At 56.6% G+C, this 21,948-nt stretch carries 21 protein-coding genes; 5 read left to right on the top strand and 16 right to left on the bottom strand.

The features are described 5' to 3' along the window. The first annotated feature begins 40 nt into the window (after window positions 1–40). Window positions 41–2,221 carry an ATP-dependent DNA helicase DinG gene (dinG, locus tag AB8W27_RS13775; protein WP_041923361.1) on the top strand — a complete coding sequence of 727 codons (2,181 nt, stop codon included), beginning with the start codon at window positions 41–43 and terminating at the stop codon, window positions 2,219–2,221. Here dinG and AB8W27_RS13770 read toward each other — a convergent pair. The 5 genes from AB8W27_RS13770 to AB8W27_RS13750 form a co-directional block, all read right to left on the bottom strand. Further along, window positions 2,212–2,706 carry a fimbrial protein gene (locus AB8W27_RS13770; protein ID WP_015740617.1) on the bottom strand — a complete coding sequence of 165 codons (495 nt, stop codon included), beginning with the start codon at window positions 2,704–2,706 and terminating at the stop codon, window positions 2,212–2,214. The genes dinG and AB8W27_RS13770 overlap by 10 nt on opposite strands. 12 nt (window positions 2,707–2,718) lie before the next feature. Beyond that, window positions 2,719–3,699 carry a fimbrial protein gene (locus tag AB8W27_RS13765; protein ID WP_041923362.1) on the bottom strand — a complete coding sequence of 327 codons (981 nt, stop codon included), beginning with the start codon at window positions 3,697–3,699 and terminating at the stop codon, window positions 2,719–2,721. A 23-nt stretch (window positions 3,700–3,722) separates the two neighbouring features. Continuing rightward, complete coding sequence (locus AB8W27_RS13760) at window positions 3,723–6,275, bottom strand: fimbria/pilus outer membrane usher protein (RefSeq protein WP_015740619.1); 2,553 nt, start codon at window positions 6,273–6,275, stop codon at window positions 3,723–3,725. Window positions 6,276–6,315: 40 nt separating this feature from the next. Next, entirely contained in the window at window positions 6,316–6,987 is a 672-nt protein-coding gene (locus AB8W27_RS13755) for a molecular chaperone (protein WP_041923363.1), read from the bottom strand. Between the two features lie 66 nt (window positions 6,988–7,053). After that, window positions 7,054–7,590: a fimbrial protein gene (locus tag AB8W27_RS13750; protein ID WP_041923364.1), complete on the bottom strand. Its 537-nt coding sequence runs from the start codon at window positions 7,588–7,590 to the stop codon at window positions 7,054–7,056. A gap of 329 nt (window positions 7,591–7,919) precedes the next feature. On the opposite strand from AB8W27_RS13750, the gene ybiB reads away from it, so the two are divergent. Next, window positions 7,920–8,888, top strand: a complete 969-nt coding sequence (ybiB, locus tag AB8W27_RS13745) for a DNA-binding protein YbiB (RefSeq protein WP_041924138.1) — start codon at window positions 7,920–7,922, stop codon at window positions 8,886–8,888. Between the two features lie 92 nt (window positions 8,889–8,980). Here ybiB and ybiJ read toward each other — a convergent pair whose 3' ends face one another. From ybiJ to AB8W27_RS13730, 3 genes are all read right to left on the bottom strand, one after another. Next, window positions 8,981–9,241 carry a DUF1471 family protein YbiJ gene (ybiJ, locus tag AB8W27_RS13740; RefSeq protein WP_007768578.1) on the bottom strand — a complete coding sequence of 87 codons (261 nt, stop codon included), beginning with the start codon at window positions 9,239–9,241 and terminating at the stop codon, window positions 8,981–8,983. 259 nt (window positions 9,242–9,500) lie between these two features. Next, window positions 9,501–9,767: a DksA/TraR family C4-type zinc finger protein gene (locus AB8W27_RS13735; RefSeq protein ID WP_015740623.1), complete on the bottom strand. Its 267-nt coding sequence runs from the start codon at window positions 9,765–9,767 to the stop codon at window positions 9,501–9,503. Window positions 9,768–9,860: 93 nt separating this feature from the next. Beyond that, complete coding sequence (locus tag AB8W27_RS13730; RefSeq protein WP_015740624.1) at window positions 9,861–10,478, bottom strand: flavin reductase family protein; 618 nt, start codon at window positions 10,476–10,478, stop codon at window positions 9,861–9,863. 111 nt (window positions 10,479–10,589) lie between these two features. Here AB8W27_RS13730 and rlmF point away from each other — a divergent pair, with 111 nt between their 5' ends. Further along, a complete protein-coding gene (gene rlmF, locus AB8W27_RS13725) occupies window positions 10,590–11,519 on the top strand; it encodes a 23S rRNA (adenine(1618)-N(6))-methyltransferase RlmF (RefSeq protein WP_041923365.1) in 930 nt (309 codons plus the stop codon). On the opposite strand, the gene ybiO is transcribed toward rlmF, so the two are convergent. The 6 genes from ybiO to rhtA form a co-directional block, all read right to left on the bottom strand. Then, window positions 11,520–13,778, bottom strand: a complete 2,259-nt coding sequence (gene ybiO / locus AB8W27_RS13720) for a mechanosensitive channel protein (protein WP_161577141.1) — start codon at window positions 13,776–13,778, stop codon at window positions 11,520–11,522. 280 nt (window positions 13,779–14,058) lie between these two features. Continuing rightward, a complete protein-coding gene (gene glnQ / locus AB8W27_RS13715) occupies window positions 14,059–14,781 on the bottom strand; it encodes a glutamine ABC transporter ATP-binding protein GlnQ (RefSeq protein ID WP_007768596.1) in 723 nt (240 codons plus the stop codon). Beyond that, the gene (gene glnP, locus AB8W27_RS13710) at window positions 14,778–15,437 is read right to left on the bottom strand and encodes a glutamine ABC transporter permease GlnP (RefSeq protein ID WP_015740627.1); all 660 of its coding nucleotides are present in this window, start codon (window positions 15,435–15,437) and stop codon (window positions 14,778–14,780) included. Before glnP ends, glnQ begins: the two co-directional genes overlap by 4 nt. Before the next feature lie 86 nt (window positions 15,438–15,523). Next, a complete protein-coding gene (gene glnH, locus AB8W27_RS13705; RefSeq protein WP_041923366.1) occupies window positions 15,524–16,267 on the bottom strand; it encodes a glutamine ABC transporter substrate-binding protein GlnH in 744 nt (247 codons plus the stop codon). Between the two features lie 375 nt (window positions 16,268–16,642). Continuing rightward, entirely contained in the window at window positions 16,643–17,146 is a 504-nt protein-coding gene (gene dps, locus AB8W27_RS13700) for a DNA starvation/stationary phase protection protein Dps (RefSeq protein ID WP_015740629.1), read from the bottom strand. A 317-nt stretch (window positions 17,147–17,463) separates the two neighbouring features. Beyond that, window positions 17,464–18,351 (bottom strand): threonine/homoserine exporter RhtA, encoded by an 888-nt coding sequence (gene rhtA / locus AB8W27_RS13695; RefSeq protein ID WP_015740630.1) that lies wholly within the window; start codon window positions 18,349–18,351, stop codon window positions 17,464–17,466. Window positions 18,352–18,702: 351 nt separating this feature from the next. Here rhtA and ompX point away from each other — a divergent pair, with 351 nt between their 5' ends. After that, window positions 18,703–19,215: an outer membrane protein OmpX gene (gene ompX / locus AB8W27_RS13690; RefSeq protein WP_007707096.1), complete on the top strand. Its 513-nt coding sequence runs from the start codon at window positions 18,703–18,705 to the stop codon at window positions 19,213–19,215. Window positions 19,216–19,283: 68 nt separating this feature from the next. Here ompX and AB8W27_RS13685 read toward each other — a convergent pair whose 3' ends face one another. Both AB8W27_RS13685 and mntS read right to left on the bottom strand, forming a co-directional pair. Next, on the bottom strand, window positions 19,284–20,867 hold the full coding sequence (locus tag AB8W27_RS13685; protein WP_015740633.1) for a phosphoethanolamine transferase: 1,584 nt from the start codon (window positions 20,865–20,867) through the stop codon (window positions 19,284–19,286). A gap of 293 nt (window positions 20,868–21,160) precedes the next feature. After that, the gene (gene mntS / locus AB8W27_RS13680) at window positions 21,161–21,295 is read right to left on the bottom strand and encodes a manganase accumulation protein MntS (protein ID WP_015740634.1); all 135 of its coding nucleotides are present in this window, start codon (window positions 21,293–21,295) and stop codon (window positions 21,161–21,163) included. 183 nt (window positions 21,296–21,478) lie between these two features. Here mntS and mntR point away from each other — a divergent pair, with 183 nt between their 5' ends. Continuing rightward, a complete protein-coding gene (gene mntR / locus AB8W27_RS13675) occupies window positions 21,479–21,946 on the top strand; it encodes a manganese-binding transcriptional regulator MntR (protein ID WP_004388452.1) in 468 nt (155 codons plus the stop codon). The last annotated feature ends 2 nt before the right edge of the window (window positions 21,947–21,948 follow it).

The following is a 21,948-nucleotide window of genomic DNA, read 5'->3' as shown; positions in this document are numbered from 1 at the left end:
CCACAATAGTGGCTGTTTATACAGTATTTCAGGGCTTCAGATGGCATTAACCGCCGCGCAGAAATCGCAAATCGCCGCCTGGTATAAGGCGCTTCAGCAGCAGATACCGGACTTCATTCCCCGCGCCCCGCAGCGGCAAATGATTGCGGAAGTGGCGAAAACCCTCGGCGGCGATGAAGGGCGGCATCTGGCTATCGAGGCGCCGACCGGCGTCGGTAAAACGCTCTCTTACCTGATCCCCGGTATCGCCATCGCCCGCGAAGAGCAAAAAACACTGGTGGTAAGCACCGCCAACGTGGCGTTGCAGGATCAGATCTTCAGCAAAGATCTCCCGTTGCTGCGCAAAATCATCCCTGAACTGCGCTTTACCGCCGCCTTCGGTCGCGGGCGTTACGTCTGCCCGCGCAACCTCGCGGCGCTCTCCACCGACAGCGCCTCGCAGGGCGATTTGCTGGCGTTTCTTGACGACGAGCTGACGCCGAACAGCAAAGAGGAGCAGCAGCGCTGCGCGAAACTCAAAGCGGATCTCGACAGTTACAAGTGGGACGGCCTTCGCGATCACACCGACCAGGCGATTGAAGATAGCCTCTGGTCGCGGCTCAGCACCGATAAAGCGAGCTGCCTGAACCGCAACTGCCACTATTACCGGGAATGCCCGTTCTTCGTGGCGCGCCGTGAAATTCAGGAGGCGGAAGTGGTGGTCGCCAACCATGCGCTGGTAATGGCGGCGCTGGAGAGCGAATCGGTCCTGCCGGAGCCGAAGCATCTGCTGCTGGTGCTTGATGAAGGCCACCATCTGCCGGACGTCGCCCGCGACGCGCTGGAGATGAGCGCCGACATCAGCGCGCCCTGGACGCGATTGCAGCTCGACCTCTTCAGCAAACTGGTCGCCACCTGCCTTGAGCAGTTCCGGCCAAAAACCGTGCCGCCGCTTTCCACGCCTGAGCGTCTCAATAATCATTGCGAAGAAGTGTATGAGCTTGTCGCCACCATGAACCGTATCGTCGGGCTGTTGCTGCCGCCGGGTGATGAGAGCGAGTTTCGCTTCCCGATGGGCGAACTGCCGCAGGAGGTGATGGAAATCTGCGAGCGGCTGGCGAAGCTCACTGAAAACTTGCGCGGGCTGGCGGAGCTGTTCTTAAACGATCTCAGCGAAAAGACCGGCAGCCACGACATCGTGCGCCTGCACCGGGTGCTGTTGCAGATGAACCGCGCGCTCGGCCACTTTGAAGCGCAGAGCAAGCTCTGGCGGCTCGCCTCGCTGGCGCACGCCTCCGGCGCGCCGGTCTCCAAATGGGTGACGCGCGAGACCCGCGAAGGGCAGCCGCATATTTTCTTCCACTGCGTGGGCATTCGCGTCAGCGATCAGCTGGAAAAGCTCATCTGGCGGCAGGTGCCGCACGTGGTGGTGACCTCCGCCACGCTGCGCTCGCTTAACAGCTTTGCGCGGCTTCAGGAGATGAGCGGCCTGCGCGATAAAGCAGGCGACCGCTTCGTGACGCTCGATTCGCCGTTTAACCATTTCGAGCAGGGCAAACTCGTGATCCCGCGCCTGCGCCATGAGCCGATGATGGAGCATGAAGAGGCGCACCTCGCCGAAATGGCAGCCTATTTCCGCGCGGAATATAAAAAGGGCGAGCATAAAGGGATGCTGGTGCTGTTCGCCAGTAACCGCGCGATGCAGACTTTTTTATCCTTTGTGCCCGATCTGCGGCTCGGCCTGCTGGTGCAGGGCGATCAGCCGCGCTACCGGCTGGTGGAGCTGCACCGTAAAAAAGTGGAGCAGGGCGAGGCGAGCGTGCTGGTGGGGCTACAGTCGTTTGCCGAGGGGCTTGATCTGAAAGGCGAGCTGTTAAGCCAGGTGCACATTCATAAAATCGCCTTTCCGCCGGTGGACAGCCCGGTAGTGGTGACCGAGGGCGAGTGGCTGAAAAGCCTCAGGCGTTATCCGTTTGAAGTGCAAAGCCTGCCCGCGGCCTCGTTCAATCTCATTCAGCAGGTGGGGCGACTTATCCGCAGCCACAGTTGTTGGGGCCAAATCGTCATTTATGACCGCCGCCTGCTCACCAAATCCTATGGCAAACGGCTGCTGGACGCGCTGCCGGTGTTCGCGATTGAACAGCCAGAGGCGCCGGAGGCGTTAATCAAACCGGCGCCCGCGAAGCGCGCTACTGCAGGCCGCAAGGGCGCGCCCGCCCGACGGCGCAACACTTACCGGTAAGTAAACGTTACCTGCACGGCGCTTTCAAAGGTGCCAGGTACAAAAAGCGACGAGGTGCGAACATAGCGTGCCCTCATTGTGAACGTGGCGCCGTGTGTCATTGCATCTACCGGTTCGGTGACTTTATCGCCGCCAGGCAGCATGTACATCATGCTTTTACTGTCGGCGACCTGCAGCGCCACCCCGCGCCCGGTCCCGGTGTTCGCATAGGCCGTGCTGACATACGTATCCAGCTGACCGGTAAAAGCGGCATCGACACTCGTCACGTTAGCGGGGCAGTTAATGACGCTCAGCTCGAACGGCACCCAGGGGCCGTAGCTAAAATCGCTCGCCACCGCCTGGCCCATCTCAACCGTTTTGTTTTTACTGGCGGCATCCACATCACACGAGCCCGCAGTAATCGTTCCGTTAATCTGCAGATTAATGTCATCGGCCTGAGCCTGCGCAGCCACGATAACAAGCATCAGCAGCAGTAGTTTTTTCATCGCGCTGTCTCCTTACCGGTAAGCGATGGTAATGGTCGCGACGGCGTTGGCGACACCGGGTGTGACGGTACTGGAGGTCTGATAGTACTGAAGGGAAAACGGAATACTGAGCGTTGCATTCGCAACCGGGATATCGCCCACCATGACATAGTGGTCAAAATCCGTATTCTGCCCGTTGGTCAGGAGGTGTACTCCGATACCGCTGGCTACCCCAGCTTCTGGCGTGAGTTTAATGACGGAGGGTTGGGTGGAGGCGTAACCGTTAGCGCTTGAGACTTTCACGCCAACTTCCACAGGATCGTTACAGGTGGCATTGACGATGAAACTATACCAGTTCGATGCACTGCCAGGGCCCGTAAAAGATGTTGCAGGCACATTGCCAAGCGCAATATTCAGTTCTTTCGGATCAACGGAACAGGTCACGGATTTATAAGTGATATTACCTGCATAAGAGATGTTGTTCGGCGATCCCACCGGCGCCTGGCTGTAAACCCCCACCCCAAACATGGTCTGCGACTGCTGGAGCGAACCGGCGACAATGGTCTCGGCGGTTTTTACCAGTGCCAGCGTTACGTTAAAGTTAAAGGTCTTTTGGCTATCGTTTGATACATAGCCCAGCGGGGTATTACGCGTGTCGCAACCGATACCACCGCCAATAATACGCTGCCCTTTATCATTGACCAGCGTGATCCCGATGCCTTCCACGCCCGTGTGGTAAACCCCCGGCATTCCCGCCACCTCACTCCCGTTGCCGTAGTAACAACCGATAATCACCTGGCCTGCGTAATCAGGGCAGGAGCCATGAATATTGATGGTTTCGTCGCTGCCGGGTATCGCGGAACCGACCGGCAATGAACTGGAAACGGCAATGGACGCGACGGATACCGTATACGGCATCATCGGCGCCGTGCAGATCGCGGCTTTCGCGTGAGGCATAAACAGGAGGCTACCAGCCAGTACTAACAACACGCTGAACAATTTTACGATTCGCATAAAGAATTTCCTGTAATCACGCATTACACACACTGCGCGGAGAGAGTAATAAACGGGGTGGCGGCGTTTACGGAGGGCAGTTGCCAGGCGGCAACGCAATGCTGGCTGGCGTTTTTCCCCCAGCTCACCTGCAGCGTGCCCTGTGGCTTGAGCCCGGTCAGATACACCTGACCGTCTTCGCCGACGATAAAAGCGTCGGTGGCGTCGGCATCCGTGGCGGTCGCGCCAAACGGCACCGGGTGGCCGTCTGCACGTAATAAGGTCATCAATGCGCGAGCGCCTGTTCGGGTATCGAAGCGGGCGCGCACTATTGCCCCGCGCGTCGGCGTCACGCTTTGTACTGCCTGCGTCACGTCAGCGTCGGCAGGCAGCGTTTCGGTATCAAGCGCAATGGCGTTTCGGCGGTAGGGGCTGACAAAAGGCACGATGGTGTAGCCGCGCCCATCCGTGGCAAGCCCGGTCTGGTTGGCGATAGCGGTGCCATTGGCGCCAGGCGCTTCCACCAGCGCGACGGTTTCCCCCATGGGCTGCCCCAGCGTTACGCCGTGAGCGTGAGCGATAATGCCGCCCTGGAGGCCATAGTGGATCTGGCGCTGGCTGGAGTCCTGGCCGTACCCGGCGCTCAGTTCGCCGAAAGCGCCCTTATAATCAGCATTTAGCGTAGTGTTGTCCGCCTGGCCCTGGCTGTCATGGCTCTGCTGGATATTCCAGTTCAGGTTATTGCCCGCGAGCGCCGTTCCGCTCAGACCAAGGTTTTGAGTGGTGCCCTGTTTGCTGTGGTTCTGGTTGTAACTGGCCCAGGTGTCAGGCAACCAGCGATCAAGCGGGACGGAGAGCGTGAGTGACAATACGCTGTCATTTTGCCTTGTGGATTCATCGTCGTTATATCCAGTGGTGTTGCGGTTCAGGCTGTAGTTGAGCCCGTAGTTGATGCCGTGCCAGCTATTGCTGTAACCGACACTCAGCGAGGCCATCGCCTGGCGACTGTCCCAGTAATTCTCTTTGAGCAGGCTGACGTTCAGGGAACCCAGCGTGTCGCCAAGCGGTTGTTCCAGCGTAAGCTCGGCGCGATGACGGCGACGCAGCGGGTTTTCCCACTGGTTATCCGAGCGCAGCGCATCAAACACTTCCTGCATTCCGTAATAATTTTCGCTGCTAAAGCGGTAGCCCGCGACCGAGAGCGTTGCGCCCGTCAGAGGAATATCCTTACTGTAGCGTGCGCGCCATGACCGGCCCGTTTGCTTATCGCCCAGTGCCAGCGTAGAGGTTGCCTGCGTCATATCCAGCGAGAGCGCGCCAAACGTACCGAGGTTTTCACCGACGCCCACCGCCAGTGCATGATATGGCTCGCTGGCCTGTATCCCGCCGTAGAGCGTAAACCCATGCGGCAGACCATAAATCGCCGCGCCCTGGATAAAGGGCGTCGGTAACACCTCATCGTCATAAGACCGATAGCGTCCGCCGGTAAGGCTGTATTTCAGCCGTCCTTCACGTTGCAGGACAGGGACAGAAGCGTAAGGCACCGCGAAATGTTGTTCGCTACCATCGCTTTCTTTCACCGTCACGTTCAGATCGCCGCTGCTGCCGCTTGGGTAAAGATCATTAATTTCAAAGGCGCCAGGGGCGACGTTGTTCTGAGAGATAACGTAACCGTTCTGGCGAATAATGACCTGCGCGTTGCTGCGCGCGATGCCACGCACTATCGGCGCGTAGCCGCGCAGCCCGTCCGGCAGCATGTCGTCGTCAGACGCAAGCTGTGCGCCAGTGAAAGGAATACTGTCAAAGACATCCGCAGGCGAACTGCTTTGCCCCAGCGTCAGGGCGCTTTTAAGGCTCACCACGTCGCGTTGTGCGTAGGTATAGACACTGGAAAAGTCCTGCTCCGTTCCCGTGCTGTTTTCTGCGCGCCTCCAGGTGGAGTAATTGCGCAGCCGCCACGGGCCAATGTTAATACCGGGGCGCAGGTTGGCATACAGGTCGCGGCTGTCTTGCGTATCCGGGGTTAGCGCTTTCTGACGTGTGCCATTCACACTGTAATTCAGCAAAAGCGCGTTAATACCCTCATTAAACTCGTCCGGAGGAATATACCCGCGCGGCACCTCACCCAGCGCGCTTTGCGGAATGCTGAGCTGAAGCTGTTGACGGCTCACGTTGAAGCGGGCGCTGGCCGAAGGGATCACCGAGAGATCGGCACATTGTGCAGGTGTGCGCAGCGCGTCGAAGCGGTCGGTCTGCACGCCAAAGCTTTTTAAATCGTCCACCGTCAGGCACGGCTGCAACGCGCTGCTGCCATCGGCGGCGGTAGCCAGCGTAAACGTCACTTCACGGGTATCGATACGGTTATTATTCACGTAGATATCCACGCGATATTTCCCCGGTGCGAGGCCCGGTCCTTTTTCATAAAGAGTTAAATCGGTTTTTTCCTGACCAGGATTATCAATATCAAGTAATGCCGGGTTGAAATAATCCTCTGCCCACGCAGGTGCCAGCGCCAGGCTTGTATAAATACAGGCTATCACCAGCGCTAAATGACGGGCGCGAAAAATATTTTTCCGTCTGGCATTGCTGAGTGGCATGATAATTACCGTTTAATTAAACAGAGGGTTTTAATGGGTTTCAGATATTCTGTGACCACGTTTTACTGATGGCGCCAAAGTCATTAATAATGGTCCATGAAAGCGTGCCGTGCTTCATGCCTTTAGCTAATTGAAAGCGGCTTTCACCTTTTGGTACGGCGAAGTTAATATCATTAAGATTATTTCCGTTAATGCTGATGTTATTAAAGTTCATATAGAAGGATGTCGGGTTTTCAACCACCAGCGTATTGCCTTCGGTATGCCATTTCAGCATATTCGCGACATCTTCCGGCTTACCGTTGATTGAGGCCGGGCGATACATCAACTTAATGCGTGTTTTAATGGCGATTTGCAGGCGGTTAACGCCTTCTTTTTTGGCCGCAGAAGGAATGGATTTAATATTTAACCAGTACAGCGACTCGCGGTCTTCGGGGAGGTTGCCTCCGGTGCGTACTACGCGCAGCGTATTATCCTGGTGCGCATCCAGACGAAAAAGCGGAGGTGTCACCATAAACGGTGCTTTAGCTGCGCCCGTTGCATCAGTATCTACCCATGACTGAATTAAATAATTAATGTCATCATTATTAGTAACTGGGACGGAAGCCTCTTTTTTATCGCTCTGATATACTACGCGAGTACCGCCGACAATAACGCCAGCCTGTGCAGCAGTGGCAGACATGAGTAAAACTGAAATAGCAATTAACTTACGCATAATAATAAATTCTCTTAAATAAGAGCTGTTAGCCGCCGTCAGATGCGGCTAATAGCCCATCGGGGATCAATTATAAGTCACAGTAAACGTGGAGGAGCCGTTGGCGGTACCCGCCGTAACAGCCGCACCGGTTTGAATATAACGCGCGCCGAATTCCAGGTTATTGGTCGCGGTGCCTGTCTGCAGCGCGTAATCCGCTGACGCGGTGTAGAGATTCAGCGGCGTGCCGTCAGCATCGACTAACTGAATGCCGACGCCGCTGGCGGCGCCGGTACCGCCAGTCAGGGCAAGAACGTTGGCGTTATCGGTATCTGCATTGCCGCCAAATTTAATTGAGGCTTTTGTCACCGTTTCGGGGCAATTTTTTAGCTCCAGGAAAAAACTGGTGATGTTGGTAGTGGAGCCAACGCCAGTAAAGGCGGTTTTAGAGACTTTCCCTAAATCCACCGCCAGCGGGCTGCTCAGGCTGTTAACGACTTCGCAGGCGGCATCAAGAATTTCGCCTGTAAAGTTGATCTGGCCTTCACCGGTCGATGCAGCCCAGGTGAGGGGGGATGAACAGGCCAGCGCGGCCAGTGTGGTGGTAAGCAATATCTTTTTCATCAGTGATCCTGAGTCGGAGAGAATAAAGTCTTAAATAATTAAGACGTGAATAATTTCGATGAAAAATATGCTTCTTATTAAGCAAATGCTCCAGTTATGAACACTTAACGATTCATTTAGTAAATAAATACAATGTGAAAATGGCGAAGTGTTCGCTAGCGGAATAAAGGGGATGAGACCGCGGTGAGCGCCCCAGACGCTTGTCATATCAGACGCTTAACTTGTATTGTGCGCAGAGGCGGGGCGTCGTCTGCGGCGGGAAAGCGGTAACGCATCGCAGAGAATGATGCATCGGGGCTATGATTAAGGGTATCTGCGAGGAGGAAAACATGGATTATCGTGCGATCGTTAAAGAAGTTGGCCGGGGAAAAAACCATGCGCGTGACCTGGACCGGGATACCGCACGGTCTCTCTATACTCACATGCTGGATGGCGATGTGCCGGACCTGGAGATGGGCGCCATTCTGATTGCGCTGCGTATTAAAGGCGAGGGCGAGCCGGAGATGCGCGGTTTTTACGACGCGATGCAGCAGCATACCCTGCGCCTGACGCCGCCGGTGGCAAGGCCGATGCCTGTCGTCATCCCAAGCTATAACGGCGCGCGTAAGCAGGCCAACCTGACGCCGCTACTGGCGCTGCTGCTGAGCCGTCTCGGTTTTCCGGTCGTCGTACATGGTGTTAGCGACGATCCGACGCGCGTGCTGACAGAGACGATTTTTACGCTGATGGGCATCGCGCCGACGCTGCACGCAGGCCAGGCGCAGGCGAAACTGGACGGGCGCGATCCGGTTTATATCCCGGTCAGCGCGCTCTGCCCGCCGCTCGAAAAACAGCTGGGTATGCGCTGGCGGCTTGGGGTGCGCAACAGCGCCCATACGCTGGCGAAGCTCGCCACGCCGTTTGGCGAATCTGATGCGCTGCGTCTGTCCAGCGTCTCGCACCCGGAATATGTGAGTCGGGTGGGGCAGTTCTTTATCGATATCGGCGGACGCGGTTTGCTGATGCACGGCACCGAAGGCGAGGTCTACGCTAACCCGCAGCGCTGTCCGCAAATCGCGCTTATTGAAGATCAGAACATGCGCATTCTGGTGGAGCGCCAGAGCGAGGCGCACGTAAGCGCTGTCGCGCTGCCGGAGGCGAAAGATCCGGAGGTGACCGCCCGCTGGACCGAGCGCTGCTTGTCCGGTCTGGAGCCGGTGCCGGAGTCGCTCAAAACCCAGATGGCGTGCGTGCTGGTGGCAAGCGGCGAGGCGCAGGATATTCCGTCGGCGCTGGCCCGTATCGCAGAGACGTTTTGACGAAAAAAAGCCCGCAGCATCCGCCGCGGGCAAAAAAAGTAACAAAGGTCAATTAAGGGTAATGAAGGTATCTGTCAGTCGGCGCGTGGCAATCAGTTATAGATAACAGCGGTGCCGCTCGCCAGATCGTTAGTACGGGCAGACGTAATGCTGTAAGCCTTCGCGCCTGCTGCTTGCGCTTTCGCCGCCAGGGTGTCGTTCAGTTCGTCAAGGGTGCGTGCGCCCTGAGCAGAAACGACGCCGATTTTGTTCAGGTTCTGCGCCTGCGCCGGGCTTACCTGCTCTGCGGCACCGGCAGCAAAGGTAAAGGCGGAAAGGGTCAGTGCGGCTACAGCATATTTGATGGCTTTCATAGGGATTCTCTCGCAGTTTGTTCTGTTAAACACGGTGTGTTCCGTTGATGTGATGATTGTCACATTCACGAGCAGAATATAAAACCGAAGAGAATTGACAGCCTTATTCTAAAAATTTGAATGTAATATAAGCCGCTGAATTTATTATCAATAACCCGCTACGCCCACGCATCTTTACACGCCCTTACCGTCCCGGTGTTTAAGGGCACAAATGGATACATCGAAACGGTAAAAGCGTGTAGTGGAGCGCCGAAAGGGCTTAGCGGAGCTGGCTGTCTTTCGAGCCGCGGCGGTTATAGAGGGCGTAACGCTGACGGTGTTCGTCCTGTTTTTGCTGGCAATTGACGCACAGATGCACGCCAGGGATCGCCTTGCGGCGCGCCTCGGGGATCGGCTCATCGCACATCTCGCAAAACGCCAGGCTTTCGCCTGTCGGCAGGTCGCGTCGCGCGCGCGCCACGGCGTCTTCAACGGTGCTGTCGATTTGATCCTGCACCGCGCCATCATTTGCCCAACCTGAAGCCATAAGACCTCCTCTGTGGTTAAACACAGTACTTATTATAGCAAAAAAGGGGGCGCTCTGCCGGGAAGGGCCCGCCGTAGCGGGCAGCGTAAAGCGTTAGCGGGCGTCAGGGCGCACGAGATCGAAGCGCTGGGCATCATCAATGCCGTAGTAAGCGCTCGGGCCGCCTGCGCGCAGGATGGGCTGCGCTTTCGACGTCTGGTAGATGCCATCTTCGAGCAGCGTTTCGGCGATGTGCACCGCCACTACTTCGCCCAGCACCAGCCAGGTGTCGATGGGCTCGCCGCTCGCGGAGGTAAGCTGAATACACTGGCTCAGGCGGCACTCGAAATTCACCGGGCTTTCGGCGACGCGCGGCGCGCTCACCAGTCGCGAAGGCGCGGCGGTCAGGCCTGCACGCACAAACTCATCTTCGTCGTGGGGCAGAGAAGCGGACGTCTCGTTCATCGCCGCCGCCAGCGAGCGCGTCGCCAGATTCCAGACGAATTCTTTGGTATCGACAATATTTTTCACGCTGTCTTTCCAGCCGTTGCTGGAGAAACCAATAATCGGCGGGCGACAGTTAAAGCAATTAAAGAAACTGTAGGGCGCGAGATTGCGATGGCCTGCGGCGTCCTGCGAGGCTATCCAGCCAATCGGGCGCGGGCCGATGATGGCGTTCAGCGGATCGTGCGGCAAACCGTGGCCGCGTGCCGGTTCGTAGTAGTAGCTCATAGCATTTCCCTGGGCAAAAAAACTATCATAGCCGCCCCGCTAAATTTTGCCGCGCTTATTTACCAGGGGCGGGTCAGCGGGTATTGTACGCGCCCACACAGGAGGAAGCCGATGAACCGCAAACCGGGCCTGCACCCACGTAACCGCCATCACAGCCGCTATGATTTCGAGGCGCTGACACAAAGTTGTCCGGCGCTTGGCGCTTTTGTACGTCCGTCGCCCACGGGCGAGCCGACGGTCGATTTCGCCGATCCGCAGGCGGTGAAAACCCTTAACCAGACGCTGCTGGCGCACTTTTACGGCGTGCGGGAGTGGGATATTCCTGAGGGGTTCCTCTGCCCGCCGGTACCGGGGCGTGCGGATTATATTCACCATCTCGCCGATCTGCTTGCCGAAAGCAACGGCGGCGCGCTGGCCGCGCAGGCGAGCGTGCTGGATATCGGCGTCGGCGCCAACTGCATTTATCCGCTGATCGGCCAGCATGAGTATGGCTGGCGTTTTACCGGCACCGACACCAGCGATGAGGCGATCCGCAGCGCGAGCGCCATCGTTGACGCCAATCCAGGGCTTAACCGCGCGATCCGTCTGCGTCGCCAGAAAACCCCCGGCGCGATTTTCAACGGCATCATTCACAAGAATGAGAGTTATGACGCCACGCTGTGCAACCCACCGTTCCATGACTCCGCCGACGCGGCAGAGGCGGGGAACGCGCGCAAGCGCCGCAATCTGGGGCTTGCGGCTGATAGCGGGCTTAATTTCGGCGGCCAGCAGCAGGAGCTGTGGTGCGAAGGCGGCGAGGTCGGGTTTATCACGCAGATGATAGCCGAGAGCAAGCCGTTCGCCCGCCAGGTGCTGTGGTTTACCACGCTGGTATCGAAAGGCGATAACCTGCCGCTGCTCTACCGCGCGCTGGAACAGGCGGGCGCGGTGAAGGTTGTTAAAAAAGAGATGGCCCAGGGGCAGAAGCAGAGCCGCTTTATCGCCTGGAGTTTTCTCGATACGGCCCAGCGCGAACGCTGGGCTCAGAACCGCCTGCGGTAATCATACCGTCGGGTTGGCAGGCGGCAGCGCGCCGGATGCCGCGGCTTGTGCTTCGGCGGCCGCCGCGGCATCCGGCATCGGCTGCATGACCTGTACTGTCTGCACTGGCGGGCGAATGCCTGCCAGATCGAAGTGCTTTTTCACCATCCCGTCGAGTGCGAAACGCACCGTCCACTGCTTGAGCGGCTGGGTGGTGAAGGTCACGCGGATCGTAAACGCGGTGTTGGTCAGCCCCACGATGCCCACCACATTCGGCTCGCCTATCACCAGCATGCGGATATCTTCCTGCTCCATCAGTTCGTCCACCGCGGCACGCAGGGCGCGATTGGCTTTATCGGTATCTTCAAACCTGTCCACATCATAGTTCGCGACAAACGAGCCGATGCCGCGCACGAAGTTCGCGAAGGTGGTGATCGATGACCACGGAATGATGTGGTACGCGCCGGTATCCTGACGCACGCCCACCGAGCGGATCGACATGCGCTCCACCGTGCCCGTTAACGGCCCAATCGTGACGAGATCGCCGGTATTCATGCCATTTTCAAACTGAATAAAGATGCCGGTAATAATATCTTTCACCAGCGTCTGGGAGCCGAACGACACCGCCAGGCCCAGCGCGCCCGCGCCGGCCAGCAGCGGCGCGATATTCACGCCAATCTCCGAGAGCACAATCATGATGGTAATGGTGCTGATGACCACCGCCAGCGCGTTGCGAAACAGCGTCAGCAGCGTGCGGGTGCGCGCGCTGGGCATCGGGCGGCCGTGAATATCAGAGGCGAGGCGGCTCTCAATGAGGCTCGCCAGCAGCGTCCAGCCGACGGCGGAGAAGAACACAATCAGCGAGATGCGGATTAAAATATCGACGGCTTTTTCGCCGGCGCCCACGGTAAGCCACGTCCAGAAGTCAAACAGCCCCCAGGCGTTGAGCAGCAGCATCACCGTCACGCAGACGGTGAAAAAGCGCGCAAGCTTCAGCGAGACCGACAGCCAGCCGTTGAGGCGTTTTTGCAGCTCCGGGTAGTTGCGCTGCACTGGCGGCGAGAGCGTGATGGTTTTGCTGAGCCAGCGGGTGAATACGCCGCAGATAAACGCCGCGACGCTGACAATGACGAGGGTTTTCAGCGAGGCGCCCATCATCGTTTTCAGGCTGTTGCCCGGATCGAAAAGCGAAAAGAAAAAGAGCACGATGAAATAGGCGCTGGCCAGCCAGTGCCAGACCAGCGCGAACGCGCGGATAAACAGGCTGAAGAAGGCAAGCGAACGGTCCGCCAGGCGCGTCAGCCCGGCGGTGATGGCGCGCTTATTGTGGAAGATAAGATAAAGCGCCCAGGCGGTCATGGTCAGCATGATAATGACATTCGCCAGCGCGCCGATTTGCACGTTGACCTGGGCTGAGATAATCGGCACCGCCACCAGCAGGCCGTAGCCAATCAGGCTGCTGAGCCCGCTTAAGCGCAGGTGCCAGTAGCGTGCGCTCGCATCACTGATAACAAACGGGCGCAGCGACGGAAAGCGCGGGCAGAAAATAAGGCGCAGGATCGCCTTAAAGAATTCAATCAGCGCGAAAGCGTTGAGGAACAAACCCTGCTGGCGGGCGATGGTGCGGCTGCCAGCGTTCATCATCTCAATGGCGAGCTGGCCCACGAACAGCGTCAGCGCCAGCAGCGCGAGATCGATGATAAACGCGAGGATAATCATCAGCGGCAGCTGAACCCAGCTCGCCCGGTTGATGTTTTTGCGCCGCCCCCACTGGCCCATTTTGCGGTACAGCGGAATAGCGCAGGCGCGAACCGCGAAGTAAAAAAGAAAGACCGAGACCGCGAGCAGACTGAAATGGGTCAGCGCGTTGAAAAAGGTTTTCTCGTTGAACACCTTGTGCGGCGCGTTGGTGATATTGCGGTGCAGCTGCGCGAAGCGTCCGGCGAGCTCGCCGCCGTAGTGGCGGGTAACTTCGGTGACGTTCTCCAGCACCGTTTTATCTTCTTCATTATTGACCGGCGGTTTGATGACGGGCGTGGGCTGGTCTGCGGGTGTGGCCGCCGCCTGGCGCAACTGCTCAATCAGCGCTTTGCGGGAGGCCTCGTTTTCCAGCACGTCCGCCAGCGCCGCGTAAGCGGCTTTCTTTTTATCGGCGTCGGGCTCAGCGGGCGGCGTCTCGCTTTTCTGGGTGGTTGAAGCCGCCACGGCCGCGGCGGGCAGGCTGACGGCATTGGCTGAGACGCTAAACAGGCTGACAAGCAGCAGCAAAATCCACGGCACGCTCTCCTCCGGCTGAGAAAGTGACACAAAGAGGTAAGTATAGTGCCGGGATAAGCGAAGCCCGGAAAAGAGGAGTATTCCGCAGTGGCTTTAATGTAACGGTTGGATACAGGGCCTGACGATGAAAGTGGGTGCGCTCACGCTTACCCACCCGACAAAAAACGTAATGCCGATATCTGTAGGGCGGGTAAGCGCAGCGCACCCGCCTTAACGGCGGCACACCTGCCGGACGCCCATAAAAAAACCCTCTCCGGGGAGAGGGTCCATGAAAGCGCAAACCTTACGACACGTGCTGCAGAAACTCCTGCAAGCGCGGGCTTGGCGGGTTTTTGATGAGATCCTGCGGATTCCCGTCCTCGGCGATGCGGCCTTTATCAATAAAGATCAGGCGCGACGCCACTTTTTCGGCAAAGCCGATTTCGTGGGTCACGATCACCATCGTCATGCCTTCCTCAGCCAGATCCTGCATGACTTTCAGCACCTCGTGACGCAGTTCCGGGTCGAGCGCGGAAGTCGGCTCATCGAACAACATCATTTTCGGCTTCACCGCCAGCGCGCGGGCAATCGCCACGCGCTGCTGCTGACCGCCGGAGAGCTCGGACGGATAGTGGTGCGCGCGCTCGGCGAGCCCCACTTTCGCCAGCAGAGATTTCGCCAGCGTTTCTGCTTCGTCCTTGCTGGCGCCGCGCACGCGGGTCGGGCCGAACATCACGTTTTCCAGCGCCGTCAGGTGCGGGAACAGATAGAACTGCTGGAACACCATGCCAGCTTCCTGACGAATCAGGCGCTCGTCCACTTTCGGGTCGTTGACCTTCAGCCCGTCGACGATCAAATCGCCGCTGGTGATCTCTTCCAGCTTATTGATGCAGCGCAGCAGGGTGGATTTCCCGGAGCCGGACGGCCCGATAATCACTACGACTTCGCCCTGCTTCACGTTCAGGTCAATGTTATGCAGCACCTGGGTCGGGCCAAAATGCTTGGAGACGTTTTTAAATTCGATCACAGGATTTTCATCCTTCTTTCAAGAATACGGAGCACGATGTTCAGAACCTGGGTGATTATCAGATAGATAACCCCGACGGCGGTCCAGATTTCCAGCGCGCGGAAGTTGCCGGCGATGATTTCCTGGCCGCTGCGTGTCAGCTCGGCGGCGCCGATGACGATGAACAGCGAGGTATCCTTGATACTGATGATCAGCTGGTTACCGAGCGCCGGCAGCATGCGACGCAGCGCCAGCGGCATGATTACGTGGCGAATCGTTTCGCGACGCGACAGGCCGAGCGCCAGCCCCGCTTCGCTAAAGCCTTTATGGATTGACAGCACCGACCCACGGGTGATTTCCGCAATGTAAGCCCCTGAGTTGATCATGATAGTGATCACGGCGGCGGTGAAGGTATCGATGCGGATATCCGGGAAGGCCATCGGCAGGGCGAAGTAGATATACATCACCTGAACGACAATCGGCGTTCCGCGGATGATTTCGATGAAAACAAGGGCGATGTGGTTTGCGATCCAGCCGCCGTAGCTACGGGCGAGGCCTGCCAGCAGACCGATGACGATACCGCCCGCCAGGCCAAGGATCGAAATCCACAGAGTCATTTTGGCGCCGTCCAGCAGAATGGGAATAGCGGGCCAGATGACGCTCCAGTCAAACTCCATAATGTGTTCCTGTTACTGTTACCGTGGTTCAAAAATAACAGGGGCGAAAGGTCGCCCCTGAGAAGGGTGAGACGCAATAAAAATAATTATTTTGGCTCAGTGCCGAACCATTTTTTGTAGATTTCGTTGTAAGTGCCGTTCTCTTTCAGGTTTTTCAGCGCGCCATTCACTTTATTACGCAGGTCATCGCTGCCTTTCGGGAACGCGATACCATACTGCTGGCCCGCCAGAGACTCGCCTACCGCTTTGAACTGGCCGTTGCCTGCGGTTTTGATGAAGTAGAGAATGTTTGGGGTATCGTGCAGCACGGCATCAGCACGGTTAGTGCCAAGCTCCATGTACGCGTTGTCGATGTTCGGGAACTGGCGCAGATCTTTGGTTTTGATGTTGGCTTTTGCATAGTCCACGGAACCGGTGCCGCTCTTCACTGCCAGGACTTTACCGTCGAGATCTTTCACGCTTTTCACGTCGTTGTTATTCGCTTTCACCATCACCAGCAGGCCGCTTGTGTAGTAACCGTCGGAGAAGTCGATCGCTTTTTTACGTTCATCCGTGATGGTGATGCCGGCCAGCGCCACGTCGACGTTTTTGGTTTGCAGCGCAGGAATAATGCCGCTGAAATCCATCGGTTTTAAGGTGTAATCGAGCTTCAGCTCTTTAGCGATAGCGGCCCACAGGTCGACGTCGAAGCCGACATATTTATCGCCTTGTTTAAATTCGAAGGGAACAAACGCGGTGTCGGTTGCTACAACCAGCTTATCCGCCGCCTGAGAAGAGACCGCAAAGGCCAGAGTCAGGGCTGCCAGGGAAACTTTAAAAACAGACTTCATAGCATTTCCTTTATTTATCCGCGGGGCGATCCCCGATAAGAACGTAGCGCTGCATGAAAAAATCATGCCAGTTTTACAACCCGCTGTTTTGAAAGGCAAGACAAAAGTCCGTTTGCACGATTTGTGCGCTTTTCCCACAGCTCTGCACCACGATGGCGCACCAAAATAGTGCGTTGCGGCGGACAGTCGGGCCAGTCGCCTTTTTAGCCTGAAAAGCGGTGATAAAACAATCTTTCATTAACGATTGTGTGAGAGGATTATTACAAATAGATAACGTTTGCGGCGGGAGCGGGGCAGTCAATGCCCCCTTTTAGTGCAAAGCCCCCTCCGCGGAGGAGAGGGCCTGATAAGTAAAGCGTCTGAAGCGTCAGCGAGTTATTCGATGTTCGATTCGATAAACCACAGGAATTTATCCAGATCGCGGGACGCGGCGGTAAAGATATCCGCCGTGTCTTCATCCTGCGCTTCGCTGATAGCTTTACGGACGTCGTTCGCGACGATAGCGTAACGATCGGCCAGCTCTTTCAGGTGATCCTGAACGCTGTGGATGTCCAGCGGATAGCTTTTCAGCGGGGTCTTGCTGTTGATCACCTGTGTGGTGCCCAGCGCCACGCCGCCCAGCTGCACAGCGCGTTCAGCAATGGTATCCATATGACCGGTCAGCGCGGTACGGAAGCCGTCCAGCATTTCATGCACGCCAATGAAGTTCGCGCCGCGCATGTTCCAGTGTGCCTGTTTGGTAATCAGCGACAAGTCAATGAAATTAACCACCTGGCGGTTCAGCAGCTCGATGGTGGCCTTTTTGTCGCCGTCTGCTACATCATTACGTGTGTAGAGCAGGTCGGAAGCCTTCGTTTTAACCAGTTTAGCGGTACCCATAATTTCATATCCTCTTGATGATTGTGTCCCAGGAAATTACGGAATTAAGTATAGCACCGTGTTTTGAGTTTGCTGGCGAGGCTGTACCTATCAGATAAATAGCGAGGGGGTGCTTGCTATAATTTTTTCTTTATGAACAACATGTTGGCTAATTTTGTAAGTATTTTTATAGTGGCAATAGCAGCGCAGGATTAAAGGCGAAGCGCGCGCGTTAATATTTTAAAAGAGAATGAGTCGCAACGCGGAAATATCTTAAAACTGTCATAAAAAGGATATTCCGACACAGCATAAACCGTGCCGGAAAATAGTTATTCTTTTTAATCAATATCGAGGCTTTTTATCTGCGTTTCACGTCTGAGCGTCAGGGTCGAGCCGACCGAGGCGATAATTATCGACAGCAGCGCCAGCCATTGCACCAGCGTCAGCGTCTCGCCAAGAAAGATCATGCCGGTAAACGCCGCCAGCGCAGGCTCCATACTCATTAGCGTACCGAATGTACGCGTGGGCAGACGCGTGAGCGCCGTCATCTCCAGTGAGTAGGGGAGCGCGGTAGAAAGGATGGCGATCCCAAGCCCGACGGGCAACACTGACCAGTGCCAGAGCGCTTCGCCTGCCGCCACCGCGCCAATGGGCACAAACACCACTGCCGCAATCAGCGACCCGATGGCCACGGTAGCCGGGCCGTGCTCCGCGCCGGCCTTTTGCCCGGCAATAATGTAAATCGCCCAGCAAACGCCCGCGCCTAACGCGCAGGCGGCCCCGAGCGGATCGACATGCGTCACGTCCTGGCCCAGCGGCAGCAAAAACCACAGGCCAAGCACCGCCAGCGCGACCCAGAGAAAATCTACCGGACGGCGCGAGCCGAACAGCGCCACCGCCAGCGGGCCGGTAAACTCCAGCGCGACGGCGATGCCCAGCGGCACGGTGCGAATGGAGAGATAAAACAGGTAGTTCATCGCGCCCAGCGCCAGCCCATACACCAGCAACGGCATCCGCTGACTGCGGGTAAAGCGCAGTCGCCAGGGTTTAAACACCACGGCCAGAATCAGCGTGCCGAGCGCCAGACGCAGCGCGGTGACGCCGGGCGCGCCCACCAGCGGGAACAAGGATTTGGCAAGCGAAGCGCCGCTCTGAATCGACGCCATCGCAACGATGAGCACCACAACGGGCAGCCAGATGGGGGTCTTATGGGGTAACGTCGGCATCCTGCGCACCTGCAAAAGTTAAAGATAAGTAAACGCGATAGCTTACTGTATTTAACTGCATTGTGGTTGAGCAATCATTGATAAACGCGCCGGGATTAACCGTTATCATACTCGCGTTAGCGCAAAAAATGCGCAATCGCGTTTAGGAATAATCCGGATGCGGTATGACCTGGCCTGAGACGATAATGACGGCCGCCCGGTAAAATCCAGCGTTTTGAGCAGGATAGACGCGGGCGGAAACGTTCTGTTACAGGAAAGAGCGCATTAGACAACGCGAACAACAAAGAGTTTCCTGCTGGGTTTTGATATATTTAAATCTTAGGACTTACTTGAAGCACATTTGAGGTGGTTATGAAAAAAATTGCATGTCTTTCAGCACTGGCTTGTGTTCTGGCCGTTTCCGCAGGTTCTGCTGTTGCTGGCACCGCTACCGTTACCGGTGGTTATGCACAGAGCGACGCGCAGGGCGTAATGAACAAAATGAACGGTTTCAACCTGAAATACCGTTATGAGTTCGACGACACCAACCCGCTGGGCGTGATCGGTTCCTTCACCTACACCGAAAAAGATCGCACTGAAGATGGCGTATATGGCAAAAACCAGTACTACGGCATCACTGCTGGTCCGGCTTACCGTCTGAACGACTGGGCAAGCATCTACGGCGTAGTGGGTGTGGGTTACGACAAAGCACAGGCTACCAACGGCGTTGATAAAGCAGACACCAGCGACTACGGCTTCTCCTACGGCGCAGGCCTGCAGTTCAACCCGGTTCAGGACGTCGCTCTGGACTTCTCCTACGAGCAGAGCCGTGTGCGTAACACCGACATCGGCACCTGGATCGCAGGCGTAGGTTACCGCTTCTAATCACTTCGGTGATAAAAAAATCCGCCCACGGGCGGATTTTTTTTATCTGCGCATCGCGTCAGGTTACGTTAACGAGATCGCGCGTCAAACAGATCCGTGCCGAGGTGATCATAGCTCACCTTGTTGAGTTTAAAGTTAGTCACAAAGACCGGCCCCGCCTTTTGCCCGGAAATAAATTTATATTTCGGCGCTATCTCTTTCACTTTGATTCCCGTCCACTGCGCAAAAAAGCTCAGGAAATCATTGGCCGATCGCCGTGCTTTGATAATCCGGTGCGCTTTATCGTCGCTTGAGAGCACCATAAACGGCACCTGGAAATTTTGCTGGAATTTATCGTCATGCGCCAGGTACTGCACCGCTTTGCCGCGCTCTTTAAAGGCCAGGCCGTGGTCAGAAAAATAGACCATCGAGAAGCTCTGCCCGCTGTTTTGCAACTGCTGGTAAAGCTGGCTTAAGAGGTCGTCGGTCTGGCGAATGCTGTAGAGATAGCAGGAGGTCTCTTTCGACTGCACAAACTCCGCATATTTGCCCTGGGTACGGTCGCAGGCCTGCGGGTGCGAGCCCATCAGATGCAGCACGATAAGCTGCGGCTGTGGGCGCTGGGTCGCCAGCACCTGAGCCGTCATCTTCAGCAGCGCTTCATCGCGCGTGTTTTTATCCGCCTCGAAATCGCCGCTTTTTAAAAACTGCACTTCATCGGCGCGCTTCGCGATGCTGGCGATAGCGGTGTCATATTCGCCAATCTGTCCCTGATTGGAGAACCACCAGGTCTGGAAACCCGCGCGGTTGGCGAGCGTGACGAAGTTATCCTGATACTGCGGTTTATTATCGACGACGCGGTTGAGCGTCAGCCCCAGGGATTTCTGCGTCGACCCGCTGGCAGCGATGTAATCGGTAAACAGATAACCGTTAACGCGGCTCGCAAACGGGCTGTTATCCCACTGGCCGCCAAACGCGCCTACCGCGTCGCGACGTACGCTCTCGCCGATGACCACCACATAAGTGTGATACTTCGGCGCGACCGCCAGCACGTTCCAGGAGTCTTTGATTTTAGAGAGCGCCTCCATGCGTTGCTGCTCTTCCAGCACTTCGTGGTTATTCACCACCACGTCTTTGACGAAACGAAACACCGGATAGCCGCTGTCTTTCAGCGCGAATACGCCGCCATAAAGTTGGTTTTGCACCGGCGTGACGAAAAAACTCACCACGCTGACCGCAAGACAGAGGCTGTCAAACGGCTGCCAGCGGGAAGGGCCCTGCGGCGTGCGGCGCACCGCGATAATGCCGAGCGTAAAAATAAACAGCGACACCACATAGCTGTACCACGGGAAAATCGTCAGCAGCTCTGTCGACTCTTCCATGTTGGTGGCGTGCATGGCCAGCAGCGTGTTGAAATTCGGCGCGCCGTAGGTCTGCCCGAAAGGAAAATAGAGCCCGGCCACCAGAGAGCAGAGGGCTAAAAGCCCTTTTTGCGCGCGCGGCGCGGTTTTCCACAGCAGCAGCAGGACGCAGCAAAACGCGACGGCGTACAGCAGGCTGAATTCATAACCCAGAGCGAAATTAATTAATAACGATTGCAGAAAATAGAAGCCAATCCACGGATCGAGAGCGATGCCGCGTGCAGCAAGAGTATTTTTTAGCGTTAGATTCATAGTACGGATTCAACGAAACGCCATGCGCAAACCCTGGCGTCAAAGGTATTCGCCCGCCAGAGTGCTGGACCAGAAGGGAGGGAGATCCGCATTCGGTATCGTCGTAAGAGCAGGGCTGCAAGAAGATAGAGCCGCACGGCAAGAATAGCAACGGGGTGAAACCAACTAGTTTGCGAGAAAGGCTGCAAATTTCGCCAAAAGAGGAGATTAAAGCCAACGTGAGGAGCGCCAGGGCTCAGGATAACGCAGAAAGATGAAGAAAAAATGGCAAACGCCGGGGGGGAAGAGGCAACTTATTTTTGCCCGTTATCGTCCTGCTCCGGCTGGGGTTTCGGATTAAACATATCGCACAGCATATTCAGCAGCCGCAGCCGCACCTGAAAAGGGGAGTGAGTAAACACGGTCAGACACCTCACTAATTCGTTCATAACACACCTCCGCGTCTCACAGCCTGAAAACCTCTCGACTGTTCGCATTACATACAGATATAGCACAGGCTATGTTATATAGCTATGGCTAACGCGTTAATTTTTTGTACTGGCACAGCTGTGGTTTACAATGGCCCGCAGACAGCGTTAACCGTATCGCGCCACTGTAATGAGGAAGTATTAATGAGCCGTCGGGCAGGTAAGCAGAGCAGCATGAAAGTGACGCAGCTGGTCAATGTCGAAGAACATGTTGAGGGGTTTCGCCAGGTGCGTGAAGCCCACCGCCGCGAGCTTATCGACGATTACGTGGAGCTGATTTCCGATCTCATTCGCGAAGTGGGCGAAGCGCGACAGGTCGATATGGCGGCGCGTCTTGGCGTATCGCAGCCGACCGTTGCGAAAATGCTTAAGCGTCTCGCGTCGGTGGGGCTGATTGAGCAGATCCCGTGGCGCGGCGTGTTTCTGACGCCGGAAGGCGAAACGCTGGCGCAGCAGAGCCGCGAGCGGCATCAGATCGTTGAAAATTTCCTGCTGGCGCTGGGCGTGAATCCGGATACCGCGCGCCGCGACGCCGAAGGGATGGAACACCATGTCAGCGAAGAGACGCTTGAGGTCTTTCGCCGTTTCAGTCAGCAAAACGGATTCGAATAATC

The sequence above is a fragment of the Cronobacter turicensis genome (genome assembly GCF_041222865.1).
GTDB lineage: Bacteria > Pseudomonadota > Gammaproteobacteria > Enterobacterales > Enterobacteriaceae > Cronobacter > Cronobacter turicensis.
The sequence above is the reverse complement of the archived record's forward strand: the minus strand, read 5'-3'. Positions and strand labels throughout refer to the sequence as shown.